At 64.7% G+C, this 13,984-nt stretch carries 11 protein-coding genes; 3 read left to right on the forward strand and 8 right to left on the reverse strand.

Going from position 1 to position 13,984, the window contains the following annotated elements; all coding sequences use genetic code 11:
* Positions 1–143: 143 nt before the first annotated feature.
* The 7 genes from sufA to AUL33_RS00840 form a co-directional block, all read right to left on the reverse strand.
* Entirely contained in the window at positions 144–521 is a 378-nt protein-coding gene (gene sufA, locus AUL33_RS00810) for a Fe-S cluster assembly scaffold SufA (protein WP_062202755.1), read from the reverse strand.
* Positions 522–592: 71 nt separating this feature from the next.
* Positions 593–943, reverse strand: a complete 351-nt coding sequence (locus tag AUL33_RS00815) for an SUF system Fe-S cluster assembly protein (RefSeq protein ID WP_244491825.1) — start codon at positions 941–943, stop codon at positions 593–595.
* Positions 944–1,039: 96 nt separating this feature from the next.
* Positions 1,040–2,293, reverse strand: coding sequence for a cysteine desulfurase (locus tag AUL33_RS00820; protein WP_062202664.1), 1,254 nt, complete (start codon positions 2,291–2,293; stop codon positions 1,040–1,042).
* Positions 2,294–2,352: 59 nt separating this feature from the next.
* Positions 2,353–3,597 carry a Fe-S cluster assembly protein SufD gene (gene sufD, locus AUL33_RS00825; protein ID WP_062202667.1) on the reverse strand — a complete coding sequence of 415 codons (1,245 nt, stop codon included), beginning with the start codon at positions 3,595–3,597 and terminating at the stop codon, positions 2,353–2,355.
* Positions 3,597–4,352 carry a Fe-S cluster assembly ATPase SufC gene (gene sufC / locus AUL33_RS00830; RefSeq protein ID WP_062202669.1) on the reverse strand — a complete coding sequence of 252 codons (756 nt, stop codon included), beginning with the start codon at positions 4,350–4,352 and terminating at the stop codon, positions 3,597–3,599. Before sufC ends, sufD begins: the two co-directional genes overlap by 1 nt.
* Positions 4,353–4,433: 81 nt before the next feature.
* Positions 4,434–5,957, reverse strand: a complete 1,524-nt coding sequence (gene sufB, locus AUL33_RS00835; protein ID WP_062202670.1) for a Fe-S cluster assembly protein SufB — start codon at positions 5,955–5,957, stop codon at positions 4,434–4,436.
* A 140-nt stretch (positions 5,958–6,097) separates the two neighbouring features.
* Complete coding sequence (locus AUL33_RS00840) at positions 6,098–7,285, reverse strand: cysteine desulfurase family protein (protein WP_062202672.1); 1,188 nt, start codon at positions 7,283–7,285, stop codon at positions 6,098–6,100.
* Between the two features lie 192 nt (positions 7,286–7,477).
* On the opposite strand from AUL33_RS00840, the gene AUL33_RS00845 reads away from it, so the two are divergent.
* The 3 genes from AUL33_RS00845 (at position 7,478) to AUL33_RS00855 (ending at position 10,351) form a co-directional block, all read left to right on the forward strand.
* A complete protein-coding gene (locus tag AUL33_RS00845; RefSeq protein WP_062202674.1) occupies positions 7,478–8,152 on the forward strand; it encodes an alpha/beta hydrolase in 675 nt (224 codons plus the stop codon).
* Positions 8,153–8,250: 98 nt separating this feature from the next.
* The gene (tyrS, locus tag AUL33_RS00850; protein WP_062202676.1) at positions 8,251–9,495 is read left to right on the forward strand and encodes a tyrosine--tRNA ligase; all 1,245 of its coding nucleotides are present in this window, start codon (positions 8,251–8,253) and stop codon (positions 9,493–9,495) included.
* A 196-nt stretch (positions 9,496–9,691) separates the two neighbouring features.
* Complete coding sequence (locus AUL33_RS00855) at positions 9,692–10,351, forward strand: hypothetical protein (RefSeq protein WP_062202677.1); 660 nt, start codon at positions 9,692–9,694, stop codon at positions 10,349–10,351.
* Here AUL33_RS00855 and AUL33_RS00860 read toward each other — a convergent pair.
* Positions 10,348–13,743 carry an AsmA-like C-terminal region-containing protein gene (locus AUL33_RS00860; protein ID WP_062202679.1) on the reverse strand — a complete coding sequence of 1,132 codons (3,396 nt, stop codon included), beginning with the start codon at positions 13,741–13,743 and terminating at the stop codon, positions 10,348–10,350. The genes AUL33_RS00855 and AUL33_RS00860 overlap by 4 nt on opposite strands.
* Between the last annotated feature and the right edge of the window lie 241 nt (positions 13,744–13,984).

Raw genomic sequence — 13,984 nt, forward strand, 5'->3', positions numbered from 1 at the left:
CCGAGGTCAAATGACCTCGGGCCTTTTTGATTTGTAGTGCGTCGTCTGGACGTTGCGATTTCCGATCCACAACAGCCAGTCAGAAGCCGTCCAGATCCGGTATTGAAACCCTCGGCTACTACAAGACGCCGAGGCGAAAACGATCAGGCATCTGCACCTGCGAGTGCCGCAAGGTCGGCCTTCTTGAGCTCAACGGACTCCCCGCAGCCGCAAGCCGAGGTTTGGTTCGGATTGTTGAACACGAAACCGGACCGCAGCGTCGTTTCCTCGTAATCCATCTGCGTTCCCAGAAGGAACAGCACCGCTTCCGGTGAAACGAAGACCTTGGCGCCCGCGTACTCGACGACGTCCTCTCCGGGGGCCGCGGCGTCAGCCAACGCGATCGTGTATTCCATTCCGGCGCAGCCGCCTTTCTTGACGCCCACACGGATGCCGCTCGCCGTGTCGCCTCGCGACGAGACGATGGACCGCACGCGCTCCGAAGCTGCCTCTGTCATGCTCATGATGGCAAAACGGCCCATAAGGTCCTCGCTTCCGGTCTCTATACTCTCGAAGAGATGGTTCGCCTGCGCGGCCAGCGCAAGCGAAGCCTTCAATACCAGCCGACGGCGACCTGGGCCTCTTCACTCATCCGTTCCGGCGTCCATGGCGGGGTGAAGACGAGTTCGACCTTTACGGCCTGCACGCCCTCGACAGTGCCGACGGCATTTTCGACCCAGCCGGGCATTTCGCCGGCGACCGGGCAACCTGGTGCGGTCAACGTCATTTCGATATCGACATTCCGATCGTCGTCGATATCGATTTTGTAGATGAGGCCAAGCTCGTAGATGTCGGCCGGGATTTCCGGGTCGTAGACCGACTTGAGTGCCGCCACGATGTCGTCGGTCAACCGCGTCAGTTCCTCGGCCGGGATCGCCGACGCGGGCTCATCGCCGCTGGCCATCGCGATGTTCGCGGCTGCGACGCTGTTCGATTCAGCTTCGCCCGGCGTGTCCGAAGCAGCTATCGGGTGGGTCTCGTTGTCCATCGTCGTCAATCCTCAGGCGAAGAAGCGCCGCGCCTTTTCGAGCGCCTCGGCCAGCCGATCGATCTCGGCCATCGTGTTGTATAACCCAAACGAAGCCCGGCATGTGGATGTCGCGCCGAACCGTTTGAGAAGAGGCTGGGCGCAATGCGTACCCGCTCGGACGGCGACACCCTCGCGATCGATCACCATAGACACGTCGTGCGAATGAATGCCTTCGAGATCGAAGGAAACGATCGCCCCCTTACCCGGCGCTTCTCCATAGATGCGCAACGAGTTGACCGCGCGCAAGCGCTCGTGTGCGTAATCGCGCAGGCTGTCCTCATGCGCGGCGATCCGATCACGCCCGATCGAGCGCATGTAGTCGAGCGATGCACCGAGGCCGATGGCCTGCACGATCGGCGGCGTTCCTGCCTCGAACCGATGTGGCGGCGCGTTGTATGTGACGTAGTCCTCCGCCACCTCGACGATCATCTCGCCGCCGCCGTTGAACGGCTGCATCCGCTCCAGCATTTCGCGCTTGCCGTAGAGCACACCGATACCGGTCGGCCCGTAAACCTTGTGGCCGGTGAAAACGTAGAAATCGCAATCGAGATCCCGGACATCCACATCGAGATGCACGGCGCCCTGGCTGCCATCGATCAGCACCGGCACGCCGCGCGCATGCGCCAGTGCGACGACCTCCTTGACCGGAACCACGGTACCGAGCACGTTCGACATGTGAGTCACCGCCACCAACTTCGTACGCGGCGACATCGCCCGTTCGAAATCCTCGATCGCGATGGAGCCGTCGTCCGCGACAGGCACGAAGACCAGCTTGGCACCCTTGCGCTCCCGCAGGAAGTGCCAAGGCACGATGTTGGAATGGTGCTCCATGATCGTCAGGACGATCTCGTCACCCTCGCCGATCTCCGGCATTCCATAGCCGTATGAGACGAGGTTAATCGATTCCGTTGCTGATCGGGTGAAGACGATCTCATCGACGCTGCCCGCGTTCAGGAAGGCGCGAACCTTCTCGCGCGCTGCCTCGAATTCCTCCGTCGCCTTGTTCGATAGGAAGTGAAGGCCGCGGTGAACGTTGGCATAATCCTCGGAATATGCCTTGCGAATGGCATCCAACATCGCGAGCGGCTTCTGAGCGGACGCGCCGTTGTCGAGGTAGACCAGCGGCTTGCCGTAAACTTCCTTCGACAGGATCGGGAAGTCGCGCCGGATCGCCTCGACGTCGTAGATCGCAGGCGACACGGCCGCGAGGCTTGGTGCGGACATGGCTCGTATCCTCGTTCCGTTCGGCTCTCAGTGGGCGCCCGTCTCCGGGCGCCCCATCATCAGTGCGGCAAGGCCAGCCAAGCGTCGATCCGGGCCTCAAGGGCCTCGATCGCGGGTTGGTATTCGAGTTCCTCGACGACCTCGCCAACGAACGCCTTCACCAGCAAGGCTCGCGCCGCAGCTTCCGGGATCCCGCGGCTCATCAGGTAGAAAAGATGATCGGCGTTGATCTCACCCGCCGTCGCGCCATGCCCGCATTGGACGTCGTCCGCGAAGATCTCCAGCTCCGGCTTTGCTGAGAACTCGCCCTCGTCGGAGAGAAGCAGCGTATTGCACGCCAGCCGCGCGTCGGTCTTCTGCGCCCCCTTGGCGACGCGGATCATGCCCTGGAATACGCCGTGCCCGCCGAGCAGCACGTTGCGGAAGATCTCGGTCGAGGTCGTGTGCGCGACGTTGTGGTAGAGCGTCGTCGTGACATCGACATGCTGGCCGGCCTGCAGCAGGTTGACGCCGCGAATCTGGATATCGGCACCCTCGCCGACCGTCACCGCATGAACTTCCTGACGGATGATCGCGCCGCCAGCGTTGAGGACAAAGAGGCGAAACTTCGAGTCCGCGCGCAGCGTCACGTTCAACTGGCCGAGATGCGTCTCGTCGGCGCCCTTCTCTTGGACGATGATCCACAGGATATCCGACCCATCGCCGATGTCGAGCGTATGGATCGACGAAGAAAGCGAGGACGAACCGGCCATCGGCTGCCGCTCGACGATCACAGCCTTGGCGCCCGAGCCCACCGAGACGGCCGAAAAGCTTTGGCCACCGCGCGAGTCAGGCTGGGAGCGAAGTTCGATCGGCTGCGTGACGTCGGCACCATCGGCGATGGCGATCGACGTGCCCTTCGCCCCGAGCGCCGCATTGACGACACGCAACGTGTCGAACGGACGATCGAGATGGTTGACCCGCTCGTTCCAGTCCGCCGCATCGGTCGCGAGAGCGATCGAAACACCCGGCGCCAGATCATTGCCAGCGGGCTCTGATCCGAGATCGACGATGGCACTGTGCGGAAGGAACGGCGTCAGATAGCTTGCGTCCGTCGATGCCGACGCGGACACATCGGCCCTGCGTCCCATCAGGGCTCGAAGGTCGGTGTAGTGCCAAGCTTCGACACGTCGGCTGGGAAGACCTTCCGCCCGCAGGAGTTCGAGCGCCGACTGCTGACGTGCGGTGCCGGATGCCTGCATCTCAGCCCGCTCGATAAGGGCGAGCTCGGCTGCCGTCCGTGTGGGGGCCGTGACCACCGACATCAGGCCGCCTCGCCGATGATCTGCGCGTAGCCTTCGTTCTCGAGCTGCAACGCAAGGTCCTTCGTGCCCGAGCGGATGATGCGGCCCTTGTAAAGAACGTGGACCGTATCCGGCACGATGTAGTCGAGCAGGCGCTGGTAGTGCGTGATCACCAGAAACGAGCGATCCGTCGAACGGAGTGCGTTGACGCCATCGGCCACGATCTTCAGCGCGTCGATGTCGAGGCCCGAATCCGTCTCGTCGAGAACGCAGAGCTTGGGCTCGAGCAGCGCCATCTGCAGGATCTCGGCACGCTTCTTCTCGCCGCCTGAGAAGCCGACGTTGAGAGGACGCTTCAGCATCTCCATCTCGATCTTGAGATCGGCGGCGGACGACTTCACACGGCGCAAGAAATCCGGCGTCGTGAGTTCGGCTTCGCCGCGGGCCTTGCGCTGCGAGTTCAGAGCCGTCTTGAGGAAGGTCATCGTGGCGACGCCGGGGATTTCCAGCGGATACTGGAAGGCCAGGAAGACGCCCGAGGCCGCCCGCTCGGCGGCGTCCATTTCGAGGATCGACTCGCCGTTGTAGAGGATGTCGCCAGCGGTCACTTCGTAGTCCTGCCGACCGGCTATGATGTAGGACAGCGTCGACTTGCCAGATCCGTTGGGGCCCATGATCGCAGCGATCTCGCCGTCCTGAACGGTCAGATCGAGCCCGCGCAGGATCTCGGTCTCGGTATCCGCTACGCGGGCATGAAGGTTCTTGATTTCGAGCATCTTGGTTCTTCTAACGGTTCGACAGGACGCGACGGAGGTCTCGCCCGCCGCATCCAAAAACAGGGTTCGGATTGCCGGCGTTTAGCCGACGCTGCCTTCGAGGCTGATGCCGATGAGCTTCTGCGCTTCGACCGCGAACTCCATCGGCAGCTGCTGGATGACGTCCTTGACGAAGCCGTTGACGATCAGCGCCACGGCCTCCTCCTCCGGAATGCCGCGCTGCATGCAGTAGAACAGCTGGTCCTCGGAGATCTTCGACGTCGTCGCCTCGTGCTCGAACTGGGCGGTTGCGTTCTTGGCCTCGATATACGGCACCGTGTGCGCGCCGCAGCCTTCGCCGATCAGCAGCGAGTCGCACTGCGTGAAGTTGCGGGCGTTCGAGGCCTTACGCATCGCGGTCACCTGACCGCGATAGGTGTTGTTCGAATTGCCTGCCGAGATGCCCTTCGAGATGATGCGGCTCGACGTGTTCTTGCCGATGTGGATCATCTTCGTTCCGCTGTCGATCTGCTGACGGCCGTTCGAAACGGCGATCGAGTAGAACTCGCCACGCGAATTGTCGCCGCGCAGGATGCAGGACGGGTACTTCCAGGTGATCGCCGAGCCGGTCTCGACCTGCGTCCACGAAATCCGCGAGTTGGCGCCGCGGCAGTCGCCGCGCTTCGTCACGAAATTGTAGATGCCGCCCTTGCCGTCCTTGTCCCCGGGATACCAGTTCTGAACCGTCGAGTACTTGATCTCGGCATCGTCGAGCGCGACGAGTTCGACCACCGCGGCATGAAGCTGGTTCTCGTCGCGCTGAGGCGCCGTGCAGCCTTCGAGATAGGAGACGTACGAGCCGGCGTCGGCGATGATCAGCGTGCGCTCGAACTGGCCGGTGTTGCGCTCGTTGATGCGGAAGTAGGTCGAGAGCTCCATCGGGCAGCGAACGCCCGGCGGCACGTAAACGAACGATCCGTCGGTGAAGACAGCCGAGTTCATCGTCGCGAAGAAATTGTCGGAGACCGGGACCACCGATCCCAGATACTTCTTCACCAGATCCGGATGCTCGCGGATGGCCTCGGAAATCGGCATGAAGATCACGCCAGCCTTCTGAAGCTCCTTCTTGAAGGTCGTCGCGACCGACACCGAGTCGAAGACCGCGTCGACGGCGACACGACGCTCCACCACTTCGATGGCGTTGCCATCCTCGTCATACTGCGGTGCTGCGACCGGCTTGATCACGCCGGCAAGAATTTCCTGCTCCTTGAGCGGGATACCAAGCTTCTCGTAGGTGCGCAGGATCTCGGGATCGACCTCGGCGAGCGAAGCCGGACCGGTCATCGACTTCGGCGCCGCGTAATAGTGGATGTCCTGGAAGTCGATCGGCGGATAATCGAGGCGCGCCCAGGACGGGCTCTCCATCGTCTTCCAGCGCTCGAACGCCTTCAGCCGCCAGTCGAGCATCCATTCGGGCTCGTCCTTCTTGGCGGAGATCAGGCGGATCGTATCTTCGTTGAGGCCCTTGGGAGCCACGTCCATCTCGATCAGCGTCTCGAAGCCGTATTTGTACTGATCGACGTCGATACGGCGGACCTGATCGATGGTCTCCTGGACTGCTGGCATCGTGTTCTCTCCATCCTCGCCGGATTCAAGGTCCGGTGGTCGGCCTTCCACACCGCCTATAGCGGCAGTTCGTAATCGTTCAAATGGGGTTCTGGCCCGAATCTTGAAGGCAACCCACCAGAATCAGTTCGCTTGCGCGTTCATGCCGCGTTCTCCCTTGGATTGTCCGCATCGACGCGCGATGCGAGACGGGCATAGGCCTTCAGGAACGCGTCGATCTCGGCGCGAGTCGTCGTAAGGCCGAAGCTGACGCGAATGGCGCCGGCCTGTGGATCGATGGGGGCGCCGGCGCGGTGAAGCGCTTCGAGGACATGGCTCGGCCCGACCTTGCCCGACGAGCAGGCCGATCCCGCCGAGACCGCGATACCATCGAGGTCCAGCGCGATCTGGACGGTCTCCGCGGTGAGACGCGGATGATGCACCGAGACCGTTTGCGGCAGGCGATCGGCATCATCTCCAACGATCTGTACCTCACGGCTCACGAGAGCCAGGGCGGTTTCGCAGTGATCTCGGAGAGCCGTCAGAGCATCGTGACCTCCCCGATCGAGAGATCGCTCACCGGCTTCGGCCGCCGCCCCGAAGGCAGCGATCAAGGCCAGCGCTTCCGTGCCGGCGCGCTGGCGGGTCTCCTGTGCGCCTCCGGTCAGAAGGGGCGCAGGACGCCTCTCCGTCGAGCCGAGCACAAAAGCGCCGATTCCCTTCGGCGCCCCGATCTTATGTCCGGAAAGGATCAGCGCATCCGCCCCGATGGCGCGTGTATCGAGGGGAATGCGGGTTGCCATCTGCACGGCATCGACCACGACGACGCATCCTGCCGCATGAGCCGCGGAAACGATCTCAGACAGCGGCTGCAGAACACCGGTCTCGCTGTTGGCAGCCGTGAAGGCCAGAATACCGGGCTCGCCCATCGCCAACCAAGCCGTGAGGGCACGCATATCGACGATGCCGTGCCGATCGACAGGCAAGCGAGTCACTGCCTCCGGATCGAAGCGGCCGCCCTCGCGCAGGCAGGGATGATCGGTGTCGAGCACGGCGAGGCGCGGCAGGCGAACGTGCTGGCCATCGAGCACCCAGTCCGGCGTCAGGCATGTTACCGCGGCTTCGGTGGCGCCGCTGGTGAAGACGACCTCTTCGGCATCGGCGCCGACCAGACGGGCGATCTTCGACCGCGCTTGCGCCATCAAGGCGCGCGCGGAGCGCCCCTCGCGATGTACGGAGGATGGATTGCCGGTCACCTCGAGCGCATCGATCAACGCCGCACGCGCCTCAGGCAGGAGCGGCGCGGAGGCATTGTGGTCGAGGTAGATGCGCCGGGAGGAAACCGTCATCGCGAGACTTCGTCAATCCTTGAGCGGAGGGCAGGAGCGAAAAATATTGTATTCCGACGACCTGCTGGACTACATAGCGCCCCTGAGGGAAACGCGTAGTTTTGAACCGTTCTAAACTGGAACTTACGAGGCTGCCTATCCTCCGTCAAGGCGCCGGGTCTGTCCCGCCGTCGTTCCCCTGAGGTACCAGAAATGCCCGAAGTCATCTTCAACGGCCCGGCCGGACGCCTGGAAGGCCGCTACCAGGCGTCGAAGGAGAAGAACGCGCCGATCGCGATCGTTCTCCATCCGCACCCCCGTTTCGGCGGGACGATGAACAACCAGATCGTTTATCGCCTCTTCTACATGTTCGTCGAACGCGGCTTCACGACGCTGCGCTTCAATTTCCGCGGCATCGGTCGCAGCCAGGGCGAGTTCGATCACGGATCGGGCGAGCTCTCGGATGCCGCGTCGGCGCTCGACTGGATCCAGGGCCTGCACCCCGATTCCAAGCATTGCTGGGTGGCGGGCTATTCGTTCGGCTCGTGGATCGGCATGCAGCTTCTCATGCGCCGCCCCGAGATCGAGGGCTTCATGTCGATCGCGCCGCAGCCCAACTCCTACGACTTCTCGTTCCTCGCGCCCTGCCCGTCGTCCGGGCTGATCATCCATGGCGAGAAGGACCGCGTGGCGCCCCCGAAGGACGTTCAAGGTCTCGTCGACAAGTTGAAGACGCAGAAGGGCATTCTCATCACGCAGAAGACCCTTCTTGGTGCGAACCACTTCTTCACCGACCATTCCGACGAGCTGATGGCGGAGTGCTCCGACTATCTCGACCGGCGCCTCGCCGGCGAACTGTCGGACGTGCGCCCCAAGCGCCTGAAGTAACCGCTCCGCCTCCCGGCGGACACCATCTCCCGATCGCCGCCGACGTGCCGCCCGATCCCGGCGCGCGTCGGCTTCGCGATTCCGACCGAGGACTCCCGATGACCGGGTTCAAATCCGAGTTCATGCACACGCTGTCCGAGCGTGGCTTCATTCACCAGACGTCGGACGACACCGGCTTGGACAAGCTCTTCGCGAGCGAGAGCGTCTCTGGCTATATCGGCTTCGACGCCACGGCCACGAGCCTGCATGCGGGTTCGCTCATCCAGATCATGATGCTGCACTGGATGCAGAAGACCGGCCACAAGCCGATCGCTCTGATGGGCGGCGGCACGTCGATGATCGGTGATCCGTCCTTCAAGGACGAGGCCCGGCGCATGCTGTCGGTGGACGACATCGCCGTGAATATCGAGGGCATCGGCCGACAGTTCGGCCGCTACCTCGATTTCGGTGCCGGCGCGTCGATGGTCAACAATGCCGATTGGCTGCTGGACATCAACTACGTCTCGTTCCTGCGCGACGTCGGCCGCCATTTCTCGGTCAACCGGATGCTCTCGTTCGATTCCGTGAAGCTGCGGCTGGACCGCGAGCAGTCGCTGTCCTTCCTCGAATTCAACTACATGATCCTGCAAGCCTACGACTTCGTCGAGCTGAACCGGCGCCATGGCGTGCGGCTGCAGATGGGCGGCTCCGACCAGTGGGGCAACATCATCAACGGCATCGAGCTCGGTCGGCGCATGGACGGAGCGGAGCTCTACGCCCTCACCTCGCCGCTCCTGACCTCGTCGTCCGGTGCTAAGATGGGCAAGACCGCGAACGGCGCGGTCTGGCTCAACGCCGACATGATGAGTCCCTACGATTTCTGGCAGTATTGGCGCAACACCGAGGACGCCGATGTCGGCCGCTTCCTCAAGCTCTACACGACCCTGCCGATGAACGAGATAGCGCGGCTGGCCGTGCTCGGCGGCGCCGAGATCAACGAGGCCAAGAAGCAGCTGGCGACCGAGATCACCGCCATGCTGCACGGGCGCGCCGCCGCCGACGAGGCCGCGGAGACCGCGCGCAAGACCTTCGAGGAAGGTTCGGTCGCCGCGACGCTGCCGACGATCGAGTTGCCTGCCGCGGAGATCGAGGATGGGATCGGGATCCTCGCGCTCGTGGTCAAGGCGGGTCTCGCCACGTCGAACGGCGAAGCCCGCCGGCACGTCGCGGGCGGTGCCGTCCGCGTCAATGACGAGGCGGTGTCGGACGAGCGGATGACGGTCGGGACGGATGCGTTTCGCGACGGCGCGGTGAAGCTTTCTCTTGGCAAGAAGCGCCACGTGCTGGTGCGCGCCGCCGGCTGATCTCTCCGACACGCGAGGCTTGGAAAGGGGCGGCGCGGGACATCGCGTCGCCCCTTTGCTTCTGCCGTCTGGTCCTCCGGGGAGCCCGGCTTAGGTTCGCTTGCGGATCAGCCAGAGGATGCCTCGTGCCCGCCATCGAACAGACCGCCGTCTCACATACGCAGCGCCAAACCGAGCCCTTGCGAGTGTCGTGCTGATGGCGACGCTCGTCACCGTCCTGCGCAGCGGCGGCCGCTACGACGGCATCTGGGTCGAGCGCCTGGTCGAGGGCTTCCGCCGCCATGCCCCCGCCTTCGATCGCTTCGTCTGCCTCACCGATCTCGCGCTCGATCTTCCGGGTGTCGAATGTATCGCGCTCCGACACGACTGGCCGGCCTGGTGGTCGAAGATGGAAGCTTTTCGTCCGGGCCTCTTCACCGGCACCGTGCTGCTCTGCGACCTCGACACGGTGATCGCCGGCGATGCCTCCGCCCTCGCCCAACCTGGGCTCGCCGCGATGGAAGATCATTTCCACAAGCACCGTCTGTCCAGCGCGCTGCTGCGATGGGACGGCGACGAGCTCGCATTCCTCTACGACGCCTTTGCCGCCGAGCCCGAACGCTGGATGACCCCGGGCGCCTGCGGGCAGGTGCCGAACGCGGTTCACGGCGATCAGGTGGTCATCGACCATCTGCTCCGCAAAGCCGACCGACGGCCCGCCTTCTTCCAGTCGGCCTCGCCCGGGCTCCTCGAATTCTACGATCCGGCCCGATCGCACTACGATGGCGTCGTGATCTTCATCGGAGACGCCAAGCCGGACCTTGCGGGCGAGCCGATCGCGTCGCTCTGGGCCGGACGCGTCCGCGGGCCGGCCTAGCGGGCCGGTTCGTAGGAGAAGATCTGCCGGAAGATGCCGGGCGCGATCGCCGAGATCGGGTTCACTACGAGGCTCGGCGCGGCGAAGGGACCGCTGAGGTGGTAGGTGATCCCGATTAGGCCGCCCTCGTTGCCGTTGCCGAGGATCTGGCCGAGAATCGGGATGGCGCCGAACACCCGGTTGATGCCGTAAGCCGGCATGAACGACCCCGCGATATCGATCCGGCTTTTGGGGTCGTACAGCGTTCCCGCGAAGCTCGAGCCGAAGACCGGACCTCTTACGATCCCGTCGGCGACACGCAGCGTACCGCCGCGATAATTGAGGTTGGCCGAGGCCTGATCGAAGAAGGCGCGCTCCGTCCGCAGGTCCTGCCCGAGCGCTTGGCTGAGGCTGGCGGACTTCGGATCGGGCGCCGAGCCGACGATGCGCGACAGACGCGGTTCGTCGACGAGCGTGACGTTCGCCATCCGCAAGCGCCCGCCGTAGCCGGCATCGGCGGAGCCGACGAGTTCGAGCGTTGCCTGCCCGCCTTCCATGTGGTCGTAGAAGCCGGTGAAGGCGAGCAGCGCACCGGCGTCATTCGAGGCGATGCGGATGGCGCGACTGTCGCCGCGCGGCGACAGGTCCCCGCTGAGCGTGCCGCCGCCGGCCGTGCCCGCAAGGCTCAGCGCGGCCATCTGCCCCTTGGCGCTGGCGTAGTTCAGCGAAAAGTCGCGGATGGCGCGACCATTGAAGCCGCCGAGCTGGTCGATATCGGCGGTCACGTCGAACGTCCCACCGCCCACCCGCCCGGTCTTGTCCTGCCCGATGGTCGATTTCAGTTCGGCGAGGATCGGGCGGGCATCGAACTTGGCTCCCGACAGGTCGATCCCGTAGCCGTTGCCATGGCGGGTCACGTCGACATTCACGTCGTCGCCGGGGTTGAAGGCGACGTTGCGCAGGGCCGCACGCCGTAACCCCGTCTTGTCGATCGAGACCGATCCATCCGCGCGGAAACCGTCGCCGCGCAGTTCGATATCGTCGAGCATCGTGCCGTCGTCGCCCTGCTTGAGGGCGAAGGACAGCGTCGCGGGAACGCCCGCGCCCTTCTTCCAGGCGATGACCGGAAGGTCGAGGGTGGTATCGGTCAACTGCAGCTTGGCGCGCAGCCCGTCCTTGCCGTCCGTCACCTCGGCGGCGATCGGCCCGTCCACGACCTCGGCGAGAGCCGGTACGAGTTCGGCGACCTTCTTCGAGGGCACTTTCAGCGCAATGTCGATCTGACGATCTCCGATTGGCTTCGCGCCGAAGGGGATGGCGAACATGAGGTCGGCTGGCAGACCGTCCATCGCCCCCTTGAGGTCGCCGCTCGCCTGTCCGGGTATCACCCGAACGACGCCGTCGAGCCCGGTGAAGCGGCGACCCTGGATCGGTTGTCCGAGATCGCCATCGGTCAGCCGCGCCTCGACGCCCCAGCCGAGAAGTTGATCCGCCGGTGCGATGCCTTCGCCGAGCCGCAGCGACGCCGTCACGTCCGCATCAACCGAGCCCGACGCGAGCGCCGGATCGGCGTCGAGGGAGCGCAATGCGCGGATCGGATCGGCGTTGGCCACGTCGAGAACGCCCGCCAGCCCGCCGCTCGCCTTGAGGGTCAGGTCGATCATCAGATCGCGCCGATGCCCCTCGGCGGGCTTGCCCAGCACCACGGTCGATGCGCCGATAGCGACGTCGTCATGGGCCTCGACCTTCGCCGAATCGACGAAGACGGTGGTCGTGCTGCCTCGCGTTTCCAGCCGTCCGTTGGCTTCGCGCAGGCGCGGCACCGTGCCGATGGTGAGCACATCGGCCTGTGCCAATGCGAGGTCCAGCCTGAGTTCACGGTCGGTCGGCGCGTTGTCCGGCCTGAACGCGGTCCCCAGCCGGTCGCGCGTCACCTCGATGTCGATCGTCCCAGCGGGGATGCGGGCTTCGTCGCCCACATGGGCGAGAACCCATGCGCGCGCCTTGCCCGAGATCACGAAGGGCCAGAAGGCCTTGATGTCCTCGGCGGCCAGTTCCGAGGCGGCAATGTGGAGCGAGGTCACATCGTCCGGCGCGCCGGCTCGATAGGCCGCCTGCCCTTCGAGCCGCCCGGACGCCGGCAGGAGTTCGAGACGCGTCAGATCCGCCGTCCGTGCCAGGGGGTTCACCTGCCCGTCGATCCAGAAGCTGGCGGTCCGTGGCTCGTCTGCCGCCCTACGTCCGACCTTCGAGATTGCGTTGCCGGCGCCGACGCGAAACTGCAGGCGCTCGGAGTCCACCGCACCGTCAACCACGACGGGCTCGATCGAGCCCTCGGCATCGAAGGCGACGTCCGCGAACCGCATCGGGCTCTTCAGAAGCAGGAGCCGATCTTCGCCCTCCCGATATTCGAGACCAAGAGCGATGCTCTCGATGCGCGTGTGGTTGAGGCCCAGTTGCAGCTGGCCTTCGCCGACATGCAGGCCGGCTCGCAGGACCGGCGTTCCCGTCATCTCCTCCCGGCTCATGCTGGCTTCGAACGAGACATCCGAATCGCTGCCGAACGGACGCTCGTCGAGAACCTGCGTCACCGGTGCGGGCGGCAGCACGTCTTCGAGCTGGATCTGCCCCGATCGCAGGGAGAAGCCCAGAAGTCGCGAGGTTTCGGAATCGAACTGGGCCGCCCCCGCAAGCGCGACTGGGACGAGGCCGATATCGAAGCGGGACGAGAGCTGGAGCGAGCCGTCGAAGCTGCGATGCAACTCGGCGCGGTCGAGCTGCAGTTCCGACGAGGCGCCGAACTGGGCGGGAAGGCCCTCGACGGTGATGTCCGTGAAGGACACCGTGTCGAAATGATAGGCCTGCAGGGCCTGGAGTTGGCGCTCGATCGTGCGGATGGCGCTGTCGGCGGTGCGCGAGATGCGCGAGCGGACAGGTTCGTCCGCCGCTACGACCGCAGGCGACGGCGTCGGCGCGGTTTCGTTGGCCCGCTGCGCCACCACGCGGCGGTAGCGTTCCGAGGCGGTCTCGCTGAAGGCTGCGAGATCGATTCGTGCGCCCTCGATCTCCAGCCGACCGAACTCCAGAGACCCGCCGACGAGCGGCAGCAGGCGAAGCGCCACCGAAACCCGGTCGACATCGGAGCGCAGATCCGGGCGATCCTTGCGCTGCAGGGTCACGCCGTTCCAGTTCAGGGCGAGCGTGCCGTCGCGGCGCACCTCGAAGCTCTGCTCGCCGAGCGACGCCTGATAGGCGGGGCCGAGCAGACGCCCGAGGGCGGCCGTCGTTTGGTCGCGCACGAAGGTTTCGCCTGTTTCCGTCCCGAAGAGAAAGCCGATGGCACCGGCTGCTGCGAGGGAAAGAAAGAGGACGAGACTGACGAGCGCACCGCAGAAGCGGAACAGTCGCCTCATCGGCGAGATCCGCCCGCCGGCCCTCGGCCGGGATGAGAGAGCGCCTGCCGACAGCGGTCGGCTCGAGAGAGTGGCGCCATGGGGGTCCCCGTATCGATCGTATAAACTGTCAGAATCATGAACCCGCCGGGCTGCCGCATAGGATATGCCGCGTTATATCAGCGAGCGCGTCCATCGCGGCAGCCTCGCCGCCACCGGTGGGCCCGTCATGGCGTCGCATTTGGCCGAAAGGAAGGCTTTC

The organism is Aureimonas sp. AU12, from assembly GCF_001463705.1.
Lineage (GTDB): Bacteria > Pseudomonadota > Alphaproteobacteria > Rhizobiales > Rhizobiaceae > Aureimonas.